This is a genomic window from Enterobacter sp. MGH119 (assembly GCF_001037675.1).
Lineage (GTDB): Bacteria > Pseudomonadota > Gammaproteobacteria > Enterobacterales > Enterobacteriaceae > Enterobacter > Enterobacter hormaechei_C.
This window is the reverse complement of record NZ_KQ089936.1, coordinates 64,227-86,393: the sequence shown is the minus strand read 5'-3', so window position 1 is coordinate 86,393 and position 22,167 is coordinate 64,227. Positions and strand designations below refer to the sequence as shown.

Below are 22,167 nucleotides of genomic sequence, written 5' to 3'. Positions count from 1 at the left end.
GTCTTATTCAAAGGCCTTACATTTCAAAAACTCTGCTTACCAGGCGCATTTCGCCCAGGGGATCACCATAATAAAATGCTGAGGCCTGGCCTTTGCGTAGTGCACGCATCACCTCAATACCTTTGATGGTGGCGTAAGCCGTCTTCATGGATTTAAATCCCAGCGTGGCGCCGATTATCCGTTTCAGTTTGCCATGATCGCATTCAATCACGTTGTTCCGGTACTTAATCTGTCGGTGTTCAACGTCAGACGGGCACCGGCCTTCGCGTTTGAGCAGAGCAAGCGCGCGACCATAGGCGGGCGCTTTATCCGTGTTGATGAATCGCGGGATCTGCCACTTCTTCACGTTGTTGAGGATTTTACCCAGAAACCGGTATGCAGCTTTGCTGTTACGACGGGAGGAGATATAAAAATCGACAGTGCGGCCCCGGCTGTCGACGGCCCGGTACAGATACGCCCAGCGGCCATTGACCTTCACGTAGGTTTCATCCATGTGCCACGGGCAAAGATCGGAAGGGTTACGCCAGTACCAGCGCAGCCGTTTTTCCATTTCAGGCGCATAACGCTGAACCCAGCGGTAAATCGTGGAGTGATCGACATTCACTCCGCGTTCAGCCAGCATCTCCTGCAGCTCACGGTAACTGATGCCGTATTTGCAGTACCAGCGTACGGCCCACAGAATGATGTCACGCTGAAAATGCCGGCCTTTGAATGGGTTCATGTGCAGCTCCATCAGCAAAAGGGGATGATAAGTTTATCACCACCGACTATTTGCAACAGTGCCCTCTGATGTTACATTGCACAAGATAAAAATATATCATCATGAACAATAAAACTGTCTGCTTACATAAACAGTAATACAAGGGGTGTTATGAGCCATATTCAACGGGAAACGTCTTGCTCGAGGCCGCGATTAAATTCCAACATGGATGCTGATTTATATGGGTATAAATGGGCTCGCGATAATGTCGGGCAATCAGGTGCGACAATCTATCGATTGTATGGGAAGCCCGATGCGCCAGAGTTGTTTCTGAAACATGGCAAAGGTAGCGTTGCCAATGATGTTACAGATGAGATGGTCAGACTAAACTGGCTGACGGAATTTATGCCTCTTCCGACCATCAAGCATTTTATCCGTACTCCTGATGATGCATGGTTACTCACCACTGCGATCCCCGGGAAAACAGCATTCCAGGTATTAGAAGAATATCCTGATTCAGGTGAAAATATTGTTGATGCGCTGGCAGTGTTCCTGCGCCGGTTGCATTCGATTCCTGTTTGTAATTGTCCTTTTAACAGCGATCGCGTATTTCGTCTCGCTCAGGCGCAATCACGAATGAATAACGGTTTGGTTGATGCGAGTGATTTTGATGACGAGCGTAATGGCTGGCCTGTTGAACAAGTCTGGAAAGAAATGCATAAGCTTTTGCCATTCTCACCGGATTCAGTCGTCACTCATGGTGATTTCTCACTTGATAACCTTATTTTTGACGAGGGGAAATTAATAGGTTGTATTGATGTTGGACGAGTCGGAATCGCAGACCGATACCAGGATCTTGCCATCCTATGGAACTGCCTCGGTGAGTTTTCTCCTTCATTACAGAAACGGCTTTTTCAAAAATATGGTATTGATAATCCTGATATGAATAAATTGCAGTTTCATTTGATGCTCGATGAGTTTTTCTAATCAGAATTGGTTAATTGGTTGTAACACTGGCAGAGCATTACGCTGACTTGACGGGACGGCGCTTCCCTACCCTCATGGCCGCCTCCCAGGAATCGACCCAGGTGCTTATCGTGGACATAATCCTTTACTCATAAATTGGCACTGTTGCAAAGTTAGCGATGAGGCAGCCTTTTGTCTTATTCAAAGGCCTTACATTTCAAAAACTCTGCTTACCAGGCGCATTTCGCCCAGGGGATCACCATAATAAAATGCTGAGGCCTGGCCTTTGCGTAGTGCACGCATCACCTCAATACCTTTGATGGTGGCGTAAGCCGTCTTCATGGATTTAAATCCCAGCGTGGCGCCGATTATCCGTTTCAGTTTGCCATGATCGCATTCAATCACGTTGTTCCGGTACTTAATCTGTCGGTGTTCAACGTCAGACGGGCACCGGCCTTCGCGTTTGAGCAGAGCAAGCGCGCGACCATAGGCGGGCGCTTTATCCGTGTTGATGAATCGCGGGATCTGCCACTTCTTCACGTTGTTGAGGATTTTACCCAGAAACCGGTATGCAGCTTTGCTGTTACGACGGGAGGAGATATAAAAATCGACAGTGCGGCCCCGGCTGTCGACGGCCCGGTACAGATACGCCCAGCGGCCATTGACCTTCACGTAGGTTTCATCCATGTGCCACGGGCAAAGATCGGAAGGGTTACGCCAGTACCAGCGCAGCCGTTTTTCCATTTCAGGCGCATAACGCTGAACCCAGCGGTAAATCGTGGAGTGATCGACATTCACTCCGCGTTCAGCCAGCATCTCCTGCAGCTCACGGTAACTGATGCCGTATTTGCAGTACCAGCGTACGGCCCACAGAATGATGTCACGCTGAAAATGCCGGCCTTTGAATGGGTTCATGTGCAGCTCCATCAGCAAAAGGGGATGATAAGTTTATCACCACCGACTATTTGCAACAGTGCCCATCGGCGTAGTAGTGGATGTGGTCGATGACAAAGCCGGTGCGGGTCAGCGTGCGCCGGAGGATCGGCAGAAAATCGACCAGGAACGAAGTAGCGCGTGTGACGACGGCCGGTACGCCGACACGCGCCACGGCCTCGGCCCAGCGCGCGGCCGGCGGTTGGAGCAGGCCGTTGTGCACCGAACCGTGGTAGGTGCCGACCGCCAATGTGAGCCAGCGCTCTAGCTCGCGCAGCGTCAGGGCGGCCTTGTTTTCGGAATCGTAGTCGCCGCGCTGGTCAGGGTTGGAGAAGGTCGTTCCCGGCAGTTCGTCGTGAATCATCTGCATCGCCGTGCCGATGATCCGTTCCACGATGCCGCCATAGTGCGGCTGTCCCAGCGGGCGATAGTCCAGCCGGATGCCATGCTGCTCGCAACCCCGGCGCAGGGCCTCGCTCTTGAACTCGGCCGCGTTGTCTAGGTAGAGCAGCAAGGGCTTGCCGCTCATCTGCCAATCCATTTCCACGTTCAGTCCTTCCAGCCAAGGGCGCTTGTCGCAGGCGACATGCACGAGGCACAGGCCAACCGAAACGGCAGACGGCGCTTCCAGCGTGACGACCATGCCGAGCACGCAGCGGGTGAACACGTCGATGGCGAGGGTCAGGTACGGGCGGCCAATAGGTTGCCGGTCGCGGTCATCGACCACGATCAGGTCGATGACCGTATGGTCTATCTGCACCTGCTCCAGCGGCGCGGTCACGGCAGGAGGCTCGCCGCCCACACCTTGTAGGTCACGAGCGGCATCCTGGCCTTCCCGCCGGCGGATGACCTTGCGCGGGTCAAGGCTAGCGATCCGTAAGGCCACGGTATTGCGCGCCGGCACTCGCAGTTTTTGAGCCTTGCACACCTGAGTGACTTCGCGGTGAAAGGCCGCTAGGCTGCGCTTCTGCTTGGTCAGGAACCGCTTTTGCAGTAGCTCGTGGATGACGCGCTCGACCGGTTCCGGCAAGCGCCCCTTACCTTTACCTCCACCGGACTGGCCGGGCACCAGATCCGTCACGAGGCCGCTGCCTTGCCGGGCACGCCGGATCAGAACGTATACCTGGCGCCGAGACAAGCCCAGCGCCTGAGCCGCCATATCGGCCGCTTCGTGCCCGACCGTCTCCGACTGCGCCAACGGACTGATGATCTCCGCACGACGGCGCGCACGCTCCCAAGCCTCATCAGGCAGAGTGGCCACGCCTTGTTCTGGAATCCGTGGGGTGTCCGTCGCCATGCTCACCTCGCTTTGGTGCACACGAGTATTGAGCATAGTCGAGATTGGTGCAGATCACTTCTGATATTGAACTGTCAGGAGCTGGCTGCACAACAGCCATTACGCCCAATCAACTGGTGCAGTCGTCTTCTGAAAATGACATCCATGCCCAGCCCGTGCGCGAGCTGGATCACCGCCCGCACGATAGTTTGGTCACGGGCATCATCCGGGAGCCTGGCGACAAAGGATTGGTCGATTTTCAATGTGGTGATGGGGCAGCATTTCAGATGTTGCAGGCAGGAATAGCCGGTGCCGAAGTCGTCGGCGGCGAAGCGCACGCCGATGGCGCGCAAGGCGTCGAAACTGGCGAACAGGGCTGGATTGCCGAATGCGACCGATTCGGTCAGTTCGATCTCCAGAAGCTCGGCGGGCAGGGCCATATCGGCCAGCACCCGCTTTACCTCGTCGTCGAACGTTGGCCCAACCTGGCTGGCGGACACATTGATGGCAAGACGGAACGGTTGCCATGCCGGTCCTTGCCACTTGTGCATCTGGCGACAGGCCTCGCCCAGCACCCACGCGCCTATTTCCGGCATCAGGCCGAACGACTCGGCCAGCGGCAGGAACTGGCCGGGCGGCAACAGGCCAAGCCTCGGATGCCGCCAGCGCATCAACGCTTCCGCGCCAGCGATCCGGTGATCGCGCAGATCGACCAGCGGCTGGTAATGCAGGTCAAGCTGTCCGCGCGCCGCCGCCTGCGCCAACTCGGCCGCCGTCCATCCGGCGGGCTGCGAACTCGTCATGATCCGCCCCGGAAGGCGCGCAGCAGCCGCGTTACGGCCAGAACGAACAAGCCGGTCAGCGCGAGCGCGGCAACACCCCAATGCTCGCCAAGGAAGGCACCGGCGGTCGTCCCGGCCAGCACGGCGGCGAGAATCGGCAGATGGCAGGGGCAGGTCAACACGGCCAGCGCACCCCACAGGTAGCCGGAAACGGGTTGGCGCGTCTCGGGCGGCAGTTTGTCAGGGGCGTTCACGGCAATGCCTCCTCGTGCGCCCGCTCGGCTGGCATGGAGGCCAGTTGCGCGTCCAGATGGGCCAACGCCGCGCGCCGCCGCTCGACCAACTGGCGCAGCACGGCAAGCTGCGCTGCGGCTTGTGCGCCGTCCGCTGCGTCGAGCGCACGGCACAGCCGCGCCAGGGCATCCAGGCCGATACCCGCCTCGAAGGCCGCGCGCACGAAGCACAGCCGTTGCAAGGCCGCATCGTCGAACACGCCGTAGCCGCCCGTGGTGCAGGCCACCGGCCGTAACAAGCCGCGCACCAGGTAGTCGCGCACGATATGTACGCTCACCCCAGCGTTATGGGCCAGTTGCGATACCGTGTAGGCGCTCATCGCACACCTCCTTGTCCTCACCCGGCGCAGCAGGAAAGCTGCTTCACATCCTTGTTGAAGGTCTGCGCCGCGAGCTTCAACCCTTCGACCATCGTCAGGTAGGGGAACAACTGGTCGGCCAGTTCCTGCACCGTCATCCGGTTGCGAATCGCCAGTGCGGCCGTCTGGATCAGTTCGCCCGCTTCCGGGGCCACTGCCTGCACGCCGATCAGTCGTCCGCTGCCTTCTTCAACCACCAGTTTGATGAAGCCGCGCGTGTCGAAGTTGGCGAGCGCGCGCGGCACGTTGTCCAGCGTTAGCGTGCGACTATCAGTTTTGATGCCGTCATGGTGCGCTTCCGCCTCGCTGTAGCCTACGGTCGCCACTTGCGGGTCGGTGAACACCACGGCCGGCATCGCGGTCAGGTTCAGGGCCGCGTCACCGCCGGTCATGTTGATCGCGGCGCGAGTGCCGGCCGCTGCCGCCACATAGACGAACTGCGGCTGGTCGGTGCAGTCGCCTGCGGCGTAGATGTGTTCCACGCTTGTACGCATGCCGGGGTCGATGACGATAGCGCCTTGCGGGGTGAGCGTGACGCCCGTCGCATCCAGTGCCAGCTTGCGTGTGTTGGGCGCGCGGCCGGTGGCGACCAGCAGCTTGTCGGCGCGCAGTTCGCCGTGCGCCGTGGTGAGCACGAATTCGCCGTCCCCTTCACCATTGATATACGCGACCTGGCTGGCCTGGGTGTGTTCCCTCACCTCGATGCCCTCCATGCGGAATGCGGCCGTGACGGCTTCGCCTATAGCTGGGTCTTCGCGGAAGAACAGCGTGCTGCGAGCCAGGATCGTCACCTTCGCTCCGAGTCGGGCGAACGCCTGCGCCAGCTCCAGCGCCACCACTGATGAGCCAATCACGGCCAGGCGCTTAGGAATCGTCTCGCTGACCAGCGCTTCAGTGGAAGTCCAGTACGGAGTGTCTTTCAGGCCGGGAATCGGCGGCACGGCCGGGCTCGCGCCGGTGGCGATCAGGCAGCGGTCGAATGCCACCACGCGCTCGCCGCCGTCGTTGAGTTGCACGATCAGGTTGCGATTGTCCTTAAAGCGGGCGGAGCCGTGCAGCACAGTGATCGCCGGATTGCCCTCCAAGATGCCTTCGTACTTGGCGTGGCGCAGTTCATCGACGCGGGCCTGCTGCTGGGCCAGCAGCGCCGTGCGCTGGATGGTCGGCGTGGTAGCGGCGATGCCGCCATCGAACGGGCTTTCCCGGCGCAGATGGGCGATATGGGCGGCGCGGATCATGATCTTGGACGGCACACAACCGACATTGACGCAGGTGCCGCCGATGGTGCCGCGCTCGATCAGCGTGACACGTGCGCCTTGCTCGACGGCCTTCAGCGCCGCTGCCATCGCGGCCCCGCCGCTGCCGATGACGGCGATATGCAATGCGCCGCTGCTACCCGTCTTGTCGTTTCTGCCCAGCAGATCGCGCATCTTGTCGAGCAATCCGCCCGGCGTCGAAACTGAGGGGGCATCGGCCAGCGTGGCCCGATAACCGAGTCCAGCTACAGCGGCCGTCAGCGCGTCGGGTGACGTGCCGACCTCAATGGCGAGCTTGGCGCTGCCCTTGGCGTAGGAGACATCCGCTGATTGCACGCCGGGCACTTTCTCCAGGGCGTCCTTGACATGCACTGCGCACGAGTCGCAAGTCATGCCGGTGATTTTGAGAGTGCTCATACCATCGTTCCTTATTCGTGTGGGCCGCCGTGTCGCACGGTCAGCCGTCTTTCACAAGCGCTTGGCGGGGAGTTCGCAGCCGTCCGGTCCGCAACGGCGATGCGCCGGCGACACGAAGTCCCAGATCGACACCCCAATCATCAAGGCCAGGCCGACGTACATCAGGTTCGCCGTCCACCAGTTGCCGAGCAGCCAGACCGTGGCCGCAAACACGATGGCCGGGCCGATCATGCCGAGCAGACTGCGCAGCCATTGCCGATGACTGAACCAACCCAGCGCGTTCGCCAGGAAGGCCAGCGCGGCAAACAGCGGCAGCAGGCGGCTGATGAACAGTCCCTCGTACTGGCTCAAGAAGCCCAGCCCGATGGCCGCGCCGAAGCTGGCGAGGGCTGGAAAGCAGGCGGCGCAGCCCATCGCGGAAACGACGCTGCCGAGCGCGCCGGTTTTATCGGCAATGCGTGTCATCAGTCCCATGAAGCGGCTCTCGCTGTTGTCGTTGGCTTGCTGGCTCACTGCTTGACGCTGGACGGATAGCCGGCGTCTGCGGTGGCCTTGGTCAGCTTCTGTACGCTGGCCTTGGTGTCGTCAAAAGTGACGACGGCCTCGCGCTTCTCGAAGCCCACATCGACCTTGCTCACGCCTTCGACCTTGGAGAGCGCTTTCTTGACTGTGATCGGGCAGGCGGCGCAAGTCATGCCGGGAACCGCTAGCGTGACGGTCTGGGTAGCGGCCCACACCGGGGCAACAGCGGCGGCGAGGGCAAGGGAGGCAAACAGTTTCTTCATGATGAACTCCTGGTTAATAGAAAAATGGAACGACATAGGGAAATCCAAGCGCGACCAGGACCAGCACGGCCACGATCCAGAAAATCAGCTTGTAGGTGGCGCGCACCTGCGGAATCGCGCAGACCTCACCTGGCTTGCATGCCTGCACGGGCCGGTAAATCCGCTTCCAGGCGAAGAACAGCGCCACTAGCGCCGCGCCGATGAACAACGGTCGATAGGGTTCCAGCACCGTCAGGTTGCCGATCCAAGCACCGGAGAAGCCCAGGGCGACCAGTACTAGCGGCCCCAGGCAGCAGGTCGATGCAAGAATGGCGGCCAGCCCGCCGGCGAAGAGCGCACCGCGCCCGTTTTGTGGTTCAGACATACGTTGGCCCTTTTGAATTTGGATTGGATAGCGTAACCTTACTTCCGTACTCATGTACGGAGTCAAGCGATATGGAAAATAATTTGGAAAACCTGACCATTGGCGTTTTTGCCAAGGCGGCCGGGGTCAACGTGGAGACAATCCGCTTCTATCAGCGCAAGGGCCTGTTGCGGGAACCGGACAAGCCTTACGGCAGCATCCGCCGCTATGGGGAGGCGGACGTGGTTCGGGTGAAATTCGTGAAATCGGCACAGCGGCTGGGGTTCAGTCTGGACGAGATTGCCGAGCTGTTGCGGCTCGACGATGGCACCCACTGCGAGGAGGCCAGCAGCCTGGCCGAACACAAGCTCAAGGACGTGCGCGAGAAGATGGCCGACTTGGCGCGCATGGAAACCGTGCTGTCTGAACTCGTGTGCGCCTGCCATGCACGAAAGGGGAATGTTTCCTGCCCGTTGATCGCGTCACTACAGGGCGAAGCAGGCCTGGCAAGGTCAGCTATGCCTTAGCGTGCTTTATTTTCCGTTTTCTGAGGTGCCCCCTACAGCATGAATCATTCAGTACCCGACGTTCTTCCCAGTATCCGGGACGCCAGCCAGCTCAGTCCCGCAGCTCTCGATATGGTCAAACTTCTCGCACTTCTGGCCATGATTATCGACCACATCAATACGGTGTTTCTGTCGCCAGCATTGCCGGTGATGTATGCGCTTGGCCGGATGGCCTTCCCCCTGTTCACGCTTATATGGGCGATGAACGTACAGCGTACCCCGGAACGACTGCAGAAGAGAGCCAATCGTCTGTGGATCTGGGCAGTCATCACGCAGCCGGTGTTCAGCCTGGCCTTCTGGCATCACCAGCCCTGGTGGGCCCTGAACATTCTGTTCGTGTTTGCCGGCGTCACGCAGCTGATTGCCCTGCAGTACCAGCACGGCCTGAAAGGAATGTTTGTGGGATATCTGCTCCTGGCCATCATGATTTGGCCATTGCAGCCGGCAAGCTACGGGCTGGCAGGAATAACGCTGGCCATCAGTATGGCAACCGTTTCTGGCAACGAAAAACCCGAAGTGCAGCGTCTGGCGGCCATCACTGCCGTGCTGTCACTGATTTGTTTAAACGGGTTATCGCATCTCCTGGATATGCCCGCAGAAACATTATTACTGGCCACGCTGCCTACTCTGGCATTCCCCCTGGCAGTGGTTTCCTTCTGCAGAAAAATCTGTCCGGAGGGCCGCAAGCGTTTCATGCCGCGTAATTTCTTTTATTATGCTTACGCCGGCCACCTGGGGATTATTGGTCTGGTACAGTCTGCTTTTGGCTGACTTAGGATGACGTGATGGCTATCAGTGAGAAAGAGCTGATAGCCCGTAACCACCTGAGAGGTTATCGGTCGGGCTTAACTGATTATTAGCGCAGGGCATGTTAAACTTCCCGCAGGGAAAAGGAGAGAAGCATGAAACATGAAAGTGATCTGACGAACCACGGCTTCAGTGAAGAGGACATTGTCCGGCTGCGGGCCAGTTCAGCTAAAACGGGTACGGAGATTGATACCCTGCTGAACGATCTGGCAAACCGTTTTAAGGCCCTGATATGGGTGCTGTCAGTCATGTTACTGATTTTTGTGGCCACACTTTTGGCGGGCTCGAGGATGCATGCCATTTCCTTTGGCGTGGCTATTCTTGTTCTTGGCACTCTGTTTACGATTACCATGCCTTTGAAGCTGGCCTATAAATCATGGCATTACCGCCGGAATCTCATTTCCCAGCCTCATCAGAAGTGATCAGATCGAAAACAACCTTAGCCTTTACCCCCCATCCCACAATTTTCATTGTCAGTTTGCCCCGGGACATGGTGTCGATTTTCCGGTAAAAATCGGTGCTGATATAGTTAAACAGACGCCATGTTCCAGGTCTGGCCATTAATCCATAGACACTGTAGATATTGCCTGCAAGCGCGATCCCGTTGTATAACCCCAACCCTGTTGATCGTTCAAATCCCATGAATTTAGCGATGTTCATGGCACCATCACCAAACATACCCTGCGTGTCAGGTTCATTCAGGAACTGACGACCAACTTCACGGGTTATCGTGTTGGCCGAGTCGACAATCAGAATAGCCCCGGCAAGAACGCCAACGGGGGTCATTGAGGAAGTCAGCACGAAGCCAAATACGCCCTGCATACCTGCCAGCACCACTTTAATTCCTGAGATGACATAACCGACCATCCGGTCTTCATCCCTGACGTATTTGATCTGGGCATATAGCTTCGCATAACCGGTCTGGAGCTGACGGCTCTGCTCAAGCAGACTGGTGTTTTCGGCCTGCAGGTTACGCAGGCAGGTCATGCACTCTTCGTCAGACTGTGCCCGCCGGGCACGCTCAAATTCGCCATTAATGACAGATTTAATTTCATCGATGAATTTGAGACGCGTCAATCCATCCCCCAGATGTCGGGCGCCAACAATATTAGCGGTATTGACGAGTTTGCGGGCCTCCAGATTAATCATGGTTTCTGCCCAGACTCGTGCCTGGCTTTTGTTTCCCGGAAGAATTATATCCATGTTTCTCATCCTGATTGAAAATCACCCGTTAAAGCTTATCGCGCTCCCGGATTTAGGCAACCCTGCTTTAAAGGGTACATATATGCCGCGAAGCGGCATGGAGACGCCAGCCGGAGCTGAACCGGGTGATTCTGGTGAGGGGCGTCGTAACCGGCATCAGCCGTTACGGATTGATAGGTTCTGCCAATCCCATCCCTTCCCTGCAAAGCTATACCCGCTTAAAGCTTCCTGATTGCTAATGTGCGCGGTCGGAGTGAGTCCGTCAAGGCCTCTGGCCGCTGACGGGCTGTATCTCCGCGTTAGCGCCGTCAGGCGCTTACGAGCGTGTACAGCGGGCTTGCCGCGACGCTAACTGCAGCAGCTCTGATTTCTAGTTACAACATCCCTCTTAAAGCGAGGGTGTTCCGGCCCTTCGGGCCGGGGCGGCGTCGGTTTAGCAGGGGTCAGGCCAGGAGAGGGGGGCAGGTTCTGGCCTGAACGGGGCCCGTCGTGTGCGACGGGAGGAACTTTTGATTTTCTTCTGAGCGCGCGGCCGTGAGGCCGCTGCATGCGAAGGCCTTTTTAATTATCCACAGAGTGGCGGAAGACAAAGATCCACTCTGGAATGAAATGAACAGAGCGATAAAAAAAGGGGGTTAGATTAAATTGCGGGTTCTGTTTTTTTCCTTTCCGGAAAAGGTGACTTATTCGTTTGCGGATTTCTGTGGAAAAAAGAATTCACCGGTTTTCCAGGCCATCAGGGTAATGCGTCTGCGTCAGAAAATGCCGCCCGACCGGGTGGCGGGAACAAAAAATGCTCAATTTTTCCGGGAAAAACCAGCACCAGAAGCCCCGGCGAGGGGCATGTGAACAGAGGGAGATGATGTGCCGTATGTCGCGGCTAGTCCGGCGGTGACAGCGCCAGGTCCAGCTGGTAAAGATGCTGAATCGCCAGCTGTGTCAGTCGTTCCGGCGTACACCAGTACGCCTCATCATGAGGAAGGGTTTTGAAAACCCATTTTTCCATGGCATGAAGACGTTCATCCACCGGCAGCTTTATCAGGTTATTGGCACGTTTACGCTCAGCGCCTTTTTTACGACGGTAAATCAGTGCTTCACGGCGCTTACGGGCAGACCAGCATTTACGCGCAGAGTGGGGCTGAACATCATTATGTTCGCTCATCACCCCTTCCCGGATCAGCTGCTCGCGCTCGGCGCTCTGACGGAGCTTCTTATCCTGCTCCTTAAACAGCTTGTCCATATTGACGCCCAGCATCTGGAATCCCAGATGGGTGATATAGACATAGGTCGGCAGCCAGGAGCGGGATTCCCGATCCCAGGTGCGCTCTTCCGCCAGCCCAAGCACACCAAAGCGTACCTGCTCTTCAATCAGGCGGGATAAGCGTGACACTGTCACCTCCGTTTCCGGGATGACATTTCCTTTAGCGTCCTTCGGGCTTAACTCTCTGGCCAGCCTGGAGATACACATGCCGACGGTATGCTTGCCGCCATCACAGAAACTGATGAGCAGGGGCCAGAGGGAGTCGATCAGGCTCCGGCGTTCCGGCCGGAAACCATATCTGCGTCCTGCCTTACGGCGACCGGTGACAAAAAGGGGATGACGGGAAACGTGAACACGCAGTCTGGGGCGGCCGGTCCGCTTGTCGAACATCACGAGACGGTTGTAGGCATGCCCCAGTTCCCCGGAGAGCTTTTTATAATGCTCAGGACGGAACCAGGACGGGTTTTCACATTTGGCTTTTGTGGAGTGTTCACCGCGCTTACGGCGGGTCCGCTTTTTGACCGGCTCAGTAAGAAAATTATCCTGTGTGCCGGCATCGACATCCTGCCAGAAACGGATTAACTCTTCGGCCGGAAGTTCAGACCAGTGAACAGAAATCTGCTTGTCATTCACGGCGGCCTGTTCTTATGGCGGCCGGGTGTTGTTTTCTATGGTGCATGCGTTATAATCCTTCACAGGCAACGCGCCTGCTTTTGGACCCCCTGATACCTGTTTCTTCCGCCAAGATGATGACAGTTATCGGGGGGTTTGTGCATTCAGGCTCCGGGAAATCCCGTCACCTGCTCCTGAACGTTTTACTGGACACGTCCTGTCCCTGTCTGTTTCCGGAAGTCCGCATTTCTTCCGTAAAACCATCTTCTGCCACCCGTCTGCCTCACCACAAAGCAGTCAAACCGTCAGTTTGAGTTAGGTCACAAAAGTAATCTGAATCAACAATCTGTCCCACCACAAGACGATCGCTGACGATCCGAATACTACCTTCTCGCTGGCAATATTTCCAGATGTCAGGCCAGATTAGCGTTCATTGTTTGCGTGCTAATTGTCCTGAAGGGACGTTTAACCGGCAGCGCTCGCCGCAGCATCAGGCCGGCAGGCCTGATCGAGGAAGCGCAGGGGAACGGAACGGGAAGATGGCATTTACGCGCGGAACATGAAGAACAGTCTCTGGCGGGAGACGTTCGCCGGACCGGTGGACTATTGTCCCTGTGAGGCTTTCCTTATAGCGGCCTGCAGTTTTTCAGCGGTAACGGCTTCCGGGAAGACCGTGATGGTGTCAGGAGTGGCTCCGCTAACGGGCATGACGATGATCCCCGGCGTTCCGGTGAGTCCCAGCGCCTCTGCCAGGTTACTGTTTTTCTCAAGGGATGCGGTATTTTCGTCCTTCGCTGGCGTTGCCAGTCCGGCTTTTGACGCCGCCGCCCTGATATCGCTCTCTGTGAGGGCGCCCTCGTTGTGCCCAGTGGCGTAAAGGGCGTTATGGTAGGTCACATACGCCTGTGCTCCTTTTTGTTTCCAGACCGACAGACCCTGCTGTGCGGCCTGAAGAGATTCTGGCCAGCGGTTGCCAAAGATAGGCCACTCCTTAAAGACATAGCGGACGTCCGGCTGTGCTTTCATGACTTTTTCCAGCTCCGGCGCGAAGCGGCTGCAGAACACGCACTGGTAATCAAAAAACTCGATGACTGCCACTTTCGCCTTTTCCGGGCCGAAGGCCGGGGTGTCAGGGTCCTGCAACAGAGCGGTCTGATTATCCATCACGCTGAGTGCAAACATATTTTGCTTACGCGTCTGCTGCTGCTCCAGCAGCTTACTGCTGACCGTGACCAGGATTTCCGGGTGTGCCACCAGGTAGTCTGCGGCAATTTCGCCGATTCGTGCTTCCTGCTCCGGGCTGAATACCGGCTGAGGTGCTGAGGCGTGGGCAGTAAAACCAAAGCCAATGTATGTTGTAACTATTAATGCCGCTATTGTGTTTGCTTTCATTACTGAACTCTCATGTTTAAAGGGGGATTAACGTTCTTTCTGAATGGTTCGGGTGAGGGTGTGTTCGTCATGTTCCGGCATACGCCCACGTTCGCCGGCGTCCGGCTGACGAACAATATCCCGTTCACTGTTGGCAAGCTGATTAACAATCAGTGATGCTGCATGCTGTTCTTTGCCTAAACGGGCAGTTTCAGGCTGGCTCTCGTGACGAAGTTCCCTTCCTGCTTCACTGGCGGCGTTACTGTCACTGGCAGCAATTTGTTTCAATACCCGACTGTCAGGTTTTACGGATTCAGTACCATCACTGTCCGTGAGCATATCAGGCCGAATGTGAATAACATCCGGATCTGTATATATGAATTTCTCCTCCACATCTTTTGTCGCATTCTCCTGTAACAGTGCCTTACTGATAAGAGGCTCCTGTTGCTGGCGTCTTGCTTCTTCCTGAGCCAGGGCAGCTTTAAGATCCACTGTTTCTGATGCGGTTTCATTACGTTCAGCTTTTGCCGAAAGCAGGATGTCACTCTCTTTGGCGTTGATACGCTGAGCAAGTCCTTCCTCCTCGCGCCTGAGACTTCCACCACTGACTTTCAGAAGGTAGGCTGAAGGCGGTTCATCGCTGGTCTGCCAGACCACACCGTCCTTTGGATGGTTGCGGACAGCATCGAGCGCGGCAGTCAGGTCGCTGGCCACAATCGTGTTTCCGGACTGACTCCGCTGCAGTACCGCACCACGGGCACGTTCTGTCATGACCATCCGGGTCTCCCCCTGTGTCATCCGCCCTTCCGGGCTGGCAACCAGGGAAACCAGGGCCAGGCCCGCACTCCGGCCGTTGTTGTCATACACCGGCAGCGCCAGCGCCGGTTCAGGAAAGCGCCGGGTGGCCGGAATGATTTTTGCCGTCAGTGACGCGTCCTGCATACCCTGATGGCGCACCCAGGCGCGGCCAATGGCCGTTTTATTCACCGGCTGTCCCATTGCCCAGATGGCTTTCGCCTGTTTACGCTGCGTTTCTGGTGCGAGCGCATCGTGCGCCGTTTTGATATCCCGCTCCGGCGTTTTTACCGCCTTAACCCAGTCCGCCTTCCCGTCGGTGTATATCTGGACGTGCTCTTTCACGCGCGAGGCCGAGATGTAGAAGGCGCGACGGGAGGCAAGTGCCTTACGCCCGCCTTCCGTGCCCTCAAGCGCAATGACATAATCGCTACTGGCCCCCTGAGCACCGTAGCCGGTGACGGCCCAGCCGTAATCAATATGCTGCTGCGCCCTGACGGCCTGAGGATTGATGGTAATGCGGCCGTTTTCCCCCTTCAGACGAATATTGCCCGTTTCGCTGACCGACTCTACCGTATAGCGCTGGCTGGCCATCTGTCCCTGCTCCTTGTCTGTCGCCGTGAACTTCAGCAGATCGCCGGCACGGACTTCCCTCTCGCTGCGGCGAAACAGTTGCACGTCGCCGGTGATGAGTTGCTTCGGGGAATACAGCCCAATTTTGCCTTCCTCATCTCGCACCGTCACCGTACTGCCGTTGCGGTCAACGGCCAGCACGTCCTGGTAGCGATCGCCGCGTTTAACCACCATCCCGGCTTCCCATGCATCGGTTTTATTGAACTCATGACGGGTGTGGGTGATTTTATCGAGCACCGGCACCGTAATGGCCTTCTCCCCCAGCTCTCCCCGGGCAGCCAGCACAGCATGAATGCCGGCATTTACCGCACGACGGTCGGCGTTCAGCTGGGTGATAATGAGGGTACGGGACCGCGCCTCCGGCGTCCGGTCCGTCCAGTCGGCCACGATGTCGCTAACAGGCGTCTCCGTTTCCTGAATAGCACTTTCCGGAAGCGCGGCTGAAGCGCTACGCGCCACACGGTCAGCCGGCTGGGTTTCAATGCGCTGCAGGGCCGCATCGATCCGGTTATCAATGATGTCGTGAACGGCACCGCGCAGCTGCAGGTCTTTCTGACGGACGATTTGCTTCATGATGGCCACATCCATCGGGCTGCGCTCCTGCATCAGCTTAAACGGTGCGCCCACGTCGACCGATTCAAACTGGTCGATATCCCCCATCGAGACCGCGCGACCGCCGCCGCTGGCAATGGCCTGGAACAGGGCTGCCGTATCCTGGTTGCCTGCCATTGAGGATTCATCGATAAGAAACACCTGTCCTTTATAGTCGGGCTTCCTGCCTGCGGCCGTCGCCTGGTCATGTTCAACGATAAAGGATTTGATGGTCTGCGCCCGGACACCGACGTCGTTCATCTCTTTCACCGCCTGGTGCGTAGGAGCAAGCCCCGTCATCACCGGACGAACGTCCGCCGGCAGGGTCTCCAGTGCAGATATCACCGCCTTCAGCTGCGTGGTTTTCCCCACGCCGGCATAGCCCTGAATCCCGATAAACTGATCCGTGGTACCCAGCACAAGGGTGGTCGCCTTTTTCTGGCCATCGGTGAGTCCGTTCAGCACGGCCTCCGGTACCTGTTCCAGCAACGGCTGCTGTGTGCCTTTCCCTTCCTCCACCACGCGCAGAATGGCTTTCTCCATCTCCCAGGTGGACCGGGAAACCAGTACCGGCTCTCCCCCTGCGGATACGGACAACAGCTCGCCATTTTTAATCATCGCGCCAATTTCATTCCCGATGGCCTCGAGGTCGGGATGATATTTCTGCGCTTCCGTTGCCAGCTTAAGCTCGCTGATCACCACGGTGCGCTGGTCGTTAATGGCACGCCAGACGGCCAGGCCCGCGTCAGTCCGGACGCTGTCATGCAGTGAATCAACCGCCTGACTGACGTCCTGGTGACCGCTCAGGTTTCTGACCAGCTGCACGGGAGAGGCACTGGTCTTCATGCGCTGCAGCCGGGCTTCAGCCCGGTCCTGCACTTCGGCCGTGAACACTTCCGCCCGGTGGCCACTCTGTGCCAGCGAGTTCATGGTCTGGGTCGATATGTCGCGGCTGTTCAGCGCGGCCAGCACCACGCCGGTGTCGTTATCCCGTCCGCCCGGCGCGGTCACGTAAGCATGTGACAGATAGAGCGGCTGGTCTTTTGGCAGCGTCAGGGTGTCTTCCCCCCGTTTAACCTCAATCCCCTTTTCACTTATCCCGGTCACCTCAAGACGATCTTTGGCCTTCAGGCTGTGCTCACGGTCACCCGCCACGGACAGCAGTTTTTCGCCGGTGGCCACGCTGAGGGTTTCACGGCTGAAGAGACGCCAGTCAGCGCTGATATCCCCGATTTTCATCCGGGTCAGCACGCCATCCCCGTCGATGAGCGAGAGGACTCGCGTGTCCTCATGCACCCGGTCAATCACATAGGACTTACGCTCTTTTGCGTCCGTGCGATCTTCAAGCACCATGCCGGGACGGTATGAACCGGGCATCCGGCGCGTTTTGCTGTCGAGCCACACCGGCTGCCGGGCCTCTATCTCCACGCCGTCGCGCCCCAGCTGTCCTGCGTTCTGCAGCGCCTCACGTACCAGACCCGTCAGCTGCGCCTGTTCACGTTTGCCGACCACGACGGCGGTGACGTTATCAGTTCCTCCGCTCAGCTCTGCAAACCGGTTGGCCAGCGCCTCGTAACGGTCGCGTTTGTTCGGAATACTGACCACTTCGGCCTCCAGCCCGGGCGCCGGCTCCGTGCGGCGGGAGCGGGCAACCCCCGCGGACTCCAGCACGGACATGGCATTACCGTTCGCCTGACGCCCGGCACTGTCGAGAAAGACCAGCTGTGCGTCCTGCGCACGCGCTTCGCCCAGCAGTACCAGCGTCTCCTTTAATCCCAGACGCTCTGCCCCTTCGATAATCAGCGTGCTCTGGGGTTTCAGGTGGAAATCACCGCTCAGAACATGCTGACGGCTGATGATCCGCTCCCGCAAATCGTCGGATTTCGCCAGCGAAATGGCGCGCTCGGCAGAGCTGGCCAGCACCTGCACGTCACGACCGTTCGCGCCGGCAATACCGGCCAGCTGCGCGGTCAGGTCACGGATACCCGCCACGCCTGACGGGGCATTCATCAGAACCAGGGCGTCTTTCTCCACCACTTCCAGTGCCGCCGGCGCGTACTGCGCCGGACGGGTGAAACTGACGACTTTTGTGGATTTGAGGTGTTCCTGACTCAGCGCCTGGATCGAGAGTTCATCCAGCAGGTGAATACGGGAGGTGAAGACCCCTTTCTCACTGTCCAGCGGCACAATCATGCCGTCCTTCAGCGCCGCATCGATGGCCACGCGAATATCCTGAATCTCCGGCAGCTGTTCGCTCAGCTCCGCCGTGGTCATCATCAGCTCGCCAAAGGTGAAGCGCGTTTTACTGTCGCTGAGCTGCGAGATGGCCAGACGGACAGCCTCAGTCAGTTCCGGGCGGGGTATTTCAGTGTCCAGCTGCGCTGCAGGAAAGCTCCTGGTCGCCGGCGTCTTTTCGGGTCCGGTCTGCGCCGGCTGACTCAGCGTGTCAGTCTGCTGTGGTACAGGCTGACGGGACTGGCTCTCCCGTTCTGCGGGTTGAGCAGGTGTATCGACGCTCTTTTCTGCCGTGGACGACGTCTGCAGAGAAGCCAGTTCAGGCCCGGCAGGAACCGGCTTAGCCAGGTGATCTCGCTCCGGCTGAGGCGCGTTCTCACGAAGACCTGCATCACGCGGCACCACGCTTTCCTGATACGCCTTCAGGTCAAATCCTTTCTCCTTCATCTGGCCCAGCCAGCGTTCCATCAGGCGCATCCTCGAAGGGTCGACTTTCGCCCTGCGGGTGTCTTTGGCGGCCACATCCCGGCTGCGCAGCGTGGCTTCAGCCCCCACGGCACCCTGAATTTCCCTGCCCCGGGAGGAATATTCGTCCCTGACGTCTTCCGGAACGCCCTTAATCTCCCACATGCCATGCTTGCCTACTTCTTCCACTTCATGGCCGAGCGCTTCAACCCGCTCACGCAGCGCGCTGCGATAAATTTTCCCAAGCGTGACCTGATGCTTCATGACGGTTTCGATAAAGCCCGCGTTATGGATATAGTCCGTGGCCAGGGCTTTCCATTTGCCCGCATACTCCGTCATGTTGGCAATCAGGAGATGGGTGTGCAACTGCGGATCAAGATTGCGCGAGGTATCATGCGTATAGGCGGCCGCCACCATCTTGCCGGTGTGTACGATGGACGTAACGCCGTCTTTCGTGTCGCGGGCCGAGATGAGCTTCTCCACATAGCCGGCCGCCACGCGGACGGCATGGTTATGTGCTTCCACCATTTCTTTATCGTTGCCGATGAGTGCCAGAATGGACACGCTCTTGGGGGCGGAAAAGGTCAGGTCATGACCGGGGCGGTGGACGTGCTGTCCGTTAACCTCCTTGCCAAGCCGTGAGCCGTCCGGCAGACGGCCCTCGAGCACGGCCGTCAGATCATCGCCACGGATGTTGCCCTCAAGGCCCAGCTCTTTTGCCCCCTCACCCATCCAGAGGCTCTGCAGGCTGCCCAGAAAATAGTAGTTATCGGAATTGCTGTAGTAGCCTGCAGCCTCGCCGGCTGACGCTACTGGGGCGACTGACATCATAGTTCAGGCTCTCTGTCGTAATAGTGATGGTCGTTTTCGTCGTAACCCGGGTCGTCCGCGTGACGGTGAAGTAAAATGTTCTCTTCTTCCTGCGCCAGCTGCCGGTGGGTGCTGTGGGCTTCATCCGGGGTCTGCGGTGTCACTGACTTCCCTGCCGTCGTCAGACTCAGGCCGCCGTCAGGCAGTGCCGTTACCTTCATGTCGAGGTTCATGGACTCTCCGCCGTTTTCCTCTGTCTGCGGATCGCTTTCCGAAGAGGCCGGGCGCTGGCGTGCCCTCTGCAGCATGCTTAGAGGTGAGGCGACGGGCGGTTCAGGTATGTGGTGACGGTTTCGCAAGGCTTTGAGGGCATCCGGCATCGGTTGCCCGGAGCCAGCCACAGATTTGCTACCGGATACATCGGATAAGATCGGTGCTTTGTCCGGCGTTTGAGAGGTGCTTTTAGCCGGCCCGACAATACGCAGAGAAACCACGTTATCTTTTTTGTCTTCGGTGACAGGGTCTGTCACCGGATTGTTGTTCTCAGTGACTTCTTGCTGAACCACTGGTTCTGCCCGGGATGTGACGGGCTCCCTGGCTGGTACTGGCTTCCGTTCAGATGCAGCGCTGCGCGAAGGTTTCGGTTCTTCCATTCGGGTACGAGCCACATTTTCGGCGGCCGGAGTTACCGGCGCGCCGGATGATCCTGAAGAAGAAACAGGAGCTGGACTGTCGTCTGCAGAGGATGTCTCGCTCCCCTTCTCCAGCACTTCATCACCGGTCGGGAACGTCAGACCTGCAGCTGCAGCTGCGCGCTCGTTCTCCTGAATAACCCTCTCCAGCTCCGGACTCAGTGCATCGCGGATATTGCGCTCGAGAAGGCCTGCCTGCCGCTTCTTCGGCGCGCGATATTTCAGCTTCAGACGGACGACCGGATACTCCCCCGGGAGGCGCACATAAAAGTTGAGGTTCGGCAGACGCATGATCTGCTCGTAGTCGACAATCGGGTTATTGACCTCGTCCTTACCGAGGGACACACCGTCACGCACCTGGTCCAGACCGTAGCTGTTCTGCTCGCGGATTTTGCGCTTACGCTGGTTGCCCAGCTCCTCTTCCACCACTTTGGCCATCTCCGCACTCGGTGAGCGGCCGTACATACGGGTGTTCATCAGGTCGAAGATACTTTTGGCCAGCTCGCGGCCGTAAACGTGAACCAGCTGGGCCATGTTCTGCATCCCCAGCACGAAACATCCGCCAAACTTACGCGCCTCGGCAAGCGTCTCGGCCAGCTCGGGGATGCGCTGCAGGCTGGGGGCTTCATCGATAATGAACCATACGCGGCGGTCGCTGTTCTCCCCCATGCTCTGCAGCATCAGCGTGGCCAGAGATACCCACAGCGAGATCAGCGGGCGTACACTCTTGCGGTGACGTGCCTGGGTTGAAATAAACAGCCAGCTGCTGTCATAGCGCTCCTGCGTCATCCACTCGCGGATGGTGAACGGCGGCTTCGTTCCGTCATCCAGCCCCTGCAGATAGCGAAGGGCTTTGGCGTAGTTGGTTACCACCGAGCGAATGGAAATGGCCGTTTTCTCGATCTTCTCCTCAACCAGGTTGGCTGAGGGCGTGTTGGCCAGATAGTCACGCAGATTTTTCATGCTGAGGGACAGCAGGGTTTTGAGGAACTTCTCAATGCTCCGTTCCGGGTCCGTCGACATACGAATTGCAAGATCGGCATAAATGGTTCGCGAGCTGGATACCCAGAACGGATCGGATTCCCCTTCTACCGGAATGAGGCTGGCGGCCAGGTTGTCGTAATCGACCGCGTCAACGCACTCACCCCACATCTGCCAGTTGGCACATCGCTCGTCGTGGGCGTTAAGGATGATATCGGTGGACGGGTTATAGTGGGTTTCTGTGAAGGTACAACCTGAGTCGTAAATGATGGCCCGGTCACCGCGTTTGCGGATGTAGTCGAGTAACCAGCGTATCAGCGTCGACTTCCCCACCCCGATAGTGCCATGCATCAGGAAATTGAGTACCTCCGCCATCCTGACCATATGCAGGTCGCCTACGCGCAGATCAGAGATCTCACCGTTTTTGCGCAGTAATTTATTCACTTCCGCTGGCTTGTCGGTCAGCTGCATGCCGGAGAGATATTCGTCCTCGCTCTCCTTTCGGCCGATATTCGCGATAAACCAGGTCACGGCGATAAACACCACCATACTGAACAGCCCGCTGGCGCCAGCCGCCCATTGCAGCTCGCGCAGACACTGGTCGCCCATCGCCTGCATGTACGGGTCGGTATAAATCTGCGGCAGGGTCATTTTCAGCACCATTGCCGTCGCGGTCGGCGCATACCAGTAGTGAACGTCGTAGATTTTTGGCGTTCCCGATGCCGGCATAAGGTCAATAAAGCTGCTGTTGATACTGGCGAACCACCACAGGGAACCGTTATCCAGGGCTTCCTGAGGGATTCGCCAGAGAAAGATGGCGGTAGTCAGTACGGCGAACAGGATGAAGATCCAGAATCCTATCCAGTTGTTCACCTGAATGAACATGCGCCAGCGGTAGGCGGTCATCTGCCCGCCCTGGGTGAGGTTTTTTCCTGCGAAGCTCATAGCGTGTTGTCCGGCCGTTATCGCATCACCTGCTCGGTGATGTGTGTTATCAGAGAAGAAGCGTTGAAAAGGGTGATGAAAAAATGTGGT

General features: G+C 57.9%; 17 protein-coding genes and 2 pseudogenes. 4 read left to right on the top strand and 15 right to left on the bottom strand.

The genetic code is table 11. From position 1 onward, the window contains the following. Positions 1-16: 16 nt before the first annotated feature. On the bottom strand, positions 17-721 hold the full coding sequence (locus SK53_RS21720; RefSeq protein WP_001067834.1) for an IS6-like element IS26 family transposase: 705 nt from the start codon (positions 719-721) through the stop codon (positions 17-19). A 150-nt stretch (positions 722-871) separates the two neighbouring features. Here SK53_RS21720 and SK53_RS21710 point away from each other — a divergent pair, with 150 nt between their 5' ends. Further along, complete coding sequence (locus SK53_RS21710; protein WP_000018329.1) at positions 872-1,687, top strand: aminoglycoside O-phosphotransferase APH(3')-Ia; 816 nt, start codon at positions 872-874, stop codon at positions 1,685-1,687. A gap of 189 nt (positions 1,688-1,876) precedes the next feature. Here the strand turns inward: SK53_RS21710 and SK53_RS21705 are convergent, their stop codons facing one another. The 9 genes and pseudogenes from SK53_RS21705 to SK53_RS21665 form a co-directional block, all read right to left on the bottom strand. Further along, the gene (locus SK53_RS21705) at positions 1,877-2,581 is read right to left on the bottom strand and encodes an IS6-like element IS26 family transposase (protein WP_001067834.1); all 705 of its coding nucleotides are present in this window, start codon (positions 2,579-2,581) and stop codon (positions 1,877-1,879) included. Positions 2,582-2,645: 64 nt separating this feature from the next. Continuing rightward, a pseudogene (locus SK53_RS21700) lies at positions 2,646-3,896 on the bottom strand (transposase); the annotation flags it as partial. A gap of 134 nt (positions 3,897-4,030) precedes the next feature. Next, positions 4,031-4,678: pseudogene (locus tag SK53_RS21695) on the bottom strand (EAL domain-containing protein); the annotation flags it as partial. Then, on the bottom strand, positions 4,675-4,911 hold the full coding sequence (gene merE, locus SK53_RS21690) for a broad-spectrum mercury transporter MerE (RefSeq protein ID WP_000993386.1): 237 nt from the start codon (positions 4,909-4,911) through the stop codon (positions 4,675-4,677). The gene merE and the pseudogene SK53_RS21695, both read right to left, overlap by 4 nt. Continuing rightward, positions 4,908-5,270, bottom strand: coding sequence for a mercury resistance co-regulator MerD (gene merD / locus SK53_RS21685; RefSeq protein WP_001277456.1), 363 nt, complete (start codon positions 5,268-5,270; stop codon positions 4,908-4,910). Before merD ends, merE begins: the two co-directional genes overlap by 4 nt. Positions 5,271-5,287: 17 nt before the next feature. Next, the gene (merA, locus tag SK53_RS21680) at positions 5,288-6,982 is read right to left on the bottom strand and encodes a mercury(II) reductase (RefSeq protein WP_000105636.1); all 1,695 of its coding nucleotides are present in this window, start codon (positions 6,980-6,982) and stop codon (positions 5,288-5,290) included. Between the two features lie 51 nt (positions 6,983-7,033). Beyond that, a complete protein-coding gene (merC, locus tag SK53_RS21675; RefSeq protein ID WP_001340589.1) occupies positions 7,034-7,456 on the bottom strand; it encodes an organomercurial transporter MerC in 423 nt (140 codons plus the stop codon). Positions 7,457-7,491: 35 nt separating this feature from the next. Then, on the bottom strand, positions 7,492-7,767 hold the full coding sequence (gene merP, locus SK53_RS21670; protein ID WP_000732292.1) for a mercury resistance system periplasmic binding protein MerP: 276 nt from the start codon (positions 7,765-7,767) through the stop codon (positions 7,492-7,494). Between the two features lie 13 nt (positions 7,768-7,780). Further along, positions 7,781-8,131 carry a mercuric transport protein MerT gene (locus SK53_RS21665; protein WP_001294663.1) on the bottom strand — a complete coding sequence of 117 codons (351 nt, stop codon included), beginning with the start codon at positions 8,129-8,131 and terminating at the stop codon, positions 7,781-7,783. 71 nt (positions 8,132-8,202) lie between these two features. On the opposite strand from SK53_RS21665, the gene merR reads away from it, so the two are divergent. The 3 genes from merR to SK53_RS21650 all read left to right on the top strand — a co-directional run bounded on the left by merR (position 8,203) and on the right by SK53_RS21650 (position 9,905). Then, entirely contained in the window at positions 8,203-8,637 is a 435-nt protein-coding gene (gene merR / locus SK53_RS21660; RefSeq protein ID WP_000429836.1) for an Hg(II)-responsive transcriptional regulator, read from the top strand. 39 nt (positions 8,638-8,676) lie between these two features. Then, a complete protein-coding gene (locus tag SK53_RS21655) occupies positions 8,677-9,447 on the top strand; it encodes a TraX family protein (RefSeq protein ID WP_048210014.1) in 771 nt (256 codons plus the stop codon). A gap of 131 nt (positions 9,448-9,578) precedes the next feature. Then, positions 9,579-9,905 (top strand): hypothetical protein, encoded by a 327-nt coding sequence (locus SK53_RS21650; protein ID WP_048210013.1) that lies wholly within the window; start codon positions 9,579-9,581, stop codon positions 9,903-9,905. Here the strand turns inward: SK53_RS21650 and SK53_RS21645 are convergent. From SK53_RS21645 to traD, 5 genes are all read right to left on the bottom strand, one after another. After that, positions 9,880-10,686: a DUF4225 domain-containing protein gene (locus SK53_RS21645; RefSeq protein ID WP_048210012.1), complete on the bottom strand. Its 807-nt coding sequence runs from the start codon at positions 10,684-10,686 to the stop codon at positions 9,880-9,882. The two genes, SK53_RS21650 and SK53_RS21645, sit on opposite strands and share 26 nt — an antisense overlap. Before the next feature lie 880 nt (positions 10,687-11,566). Beyond that, entirely contained in the window at positions 11,567-12,580 is a 1,014-nt protein-coding gene (repA, locus tag SK53_RS21640) for a plasmid replication initiator RepA (protein ID WP_048210011.1), read from the bottom strand. Positions 12,581-13,162: 582 nt separating this feature from the next. Beyond that, complete coding sequence (locus SK53_RS21630) at positions 13,163-13,951, bottom strand: DsbA family protein (RefSeq protein ID WP_048210010.1); 789 nt, start codon at positions 13,949-13,951, stop codon at positions 13,163-13,165. 27 nt (positions 13,952-13,978) lie between these two features. Beyond that, positions 13,979-19,480 (bottom strand): conjugative transfer relaxase/helicase TraI, encoded by a 5,502-nt coding sequence (gene traI / locus SK53_RS21625; protein ID WP_048210009.1) that lies wholly within the window; start codon positions 19,478-19,480, stop codon positions 13,979-13,981. Continuing rightward, complete coding sequence (gene traD, locus SK53_RS21620) at positions 19,477-22,077, bottom strand: type IV conjugative transfer system coupling protein TraD (RefSeq protein WP_048210008.1); 2,601 nt, start codon at positions 22,075-22,077, stop codon at positions 19,477-19,479. The genes traI and traD overlap by 4 nt, the downstream gene beginning before the upstream one ends. Between the last annotated feature and the right edge of the window lie 90 nt (positions 22,078-22,167).

Bases quoted from the DNA above. Each gene is read 5' to 3' on its own strand.
- merP (WP_000732292.1), bottom strand. From the start codon at position 7,767: ATGAAGAAACTGTTTGCCTCCCTTGCCCTCGCCGCCGCTGTTGCCCCG.
- SK53_RS21710 (WP_000018329.1), top strand. From the start codon at position 872: ATGAGCCATATTCAACGGGAAACGTCTTGCTCGAGGCCGCGATTAAAT.
- SK53_RS21650 (WP_048210013.1), top strand. From the start codon at position 9,579: ATGAAACATGAAAGTGATCTGACGAACCACGGCTTCAGTGAAGAGGAC.
- merD (WP_001277456.1), bottom strand. From the start codon at position 5,270: ATGAGCGCCTACACGGTATCGCAACTGGCCCATAACGCTGGGGTGAGC.
- merC (WP_001340589.1), bottom strand. From the start codon at position 7,456: ATGGGACTGATGACACGCATTGCCGATAAAACCGGCGCGCTCGGCAGC.
- traI (WP_048210009.1), bottom strand. From the start codon at position 19,480: ATGATGTCAGTCGCCCCAGTAGCGTCAGCCGGCGAGGCTGCAGGCTAC.
- SK53_RS21630 (WP_048210010.1), bottom strand. From the start codon at position 13,951: ATGAAAGCAAACACAATAGCGGCATTAATAGTTACAACATACATTGGC.
- SK53_RS21655 (WP_048210014.1), top strand. From the start codon at position 8,677: ATGAATCATTCAGTACCCGACGTTCTTCCCAGTATCCGGGACGCCAGC.
- merR (WP_000429836.1), top strand. From the start codon at position 8,203: ATGGAAAATAATTTGGAAAACCTGACCATTGGCGTTTTTGCCAAGGCG.
- SK53_RS21720 (WP_001067834.1), bottom strand. From the start codon at position 721: ATGAACCCATTCAAAGGCCGGCATTTTCAGCGTGACATCATTCTGTGG.
- SK53_RS21705 (WP_001067834.1), bottom strand. From the start codon at position 2,581: ATGAACCCATTCAAAGGCCGGCATTTTCAGCGTGACATCATTCTGTGG.
- traD (WP_048210008.1), bottom strand. From the start codon at position 22,077: ATGAGCTTCGCAGGAAAAAACCTCACCCAGGGCGGGCAGATGACCGCC.
- SK53_RS21645 (WP_048210012.1), bottom strand. From the start codon at position 10,686: ATGGATATAATTCTTCCGGGAAACAAAAGCCAGGCACGAGTCTGGGCA.
- SK53_RS21665 (WP_001294663.1), bottom strand. From the start codon at position 8,131: ATGTCTGAACCACAAAACGGGCGCGGTGCGCTCTTCGCCGGCGGGCTG.
- merA (WP_000105636.1), bottom strand. From the start codon at position 6,982: ATGAGCACTCTCAAAATCACCGGCATGACTTGCGACTCGTGCGCAGTG.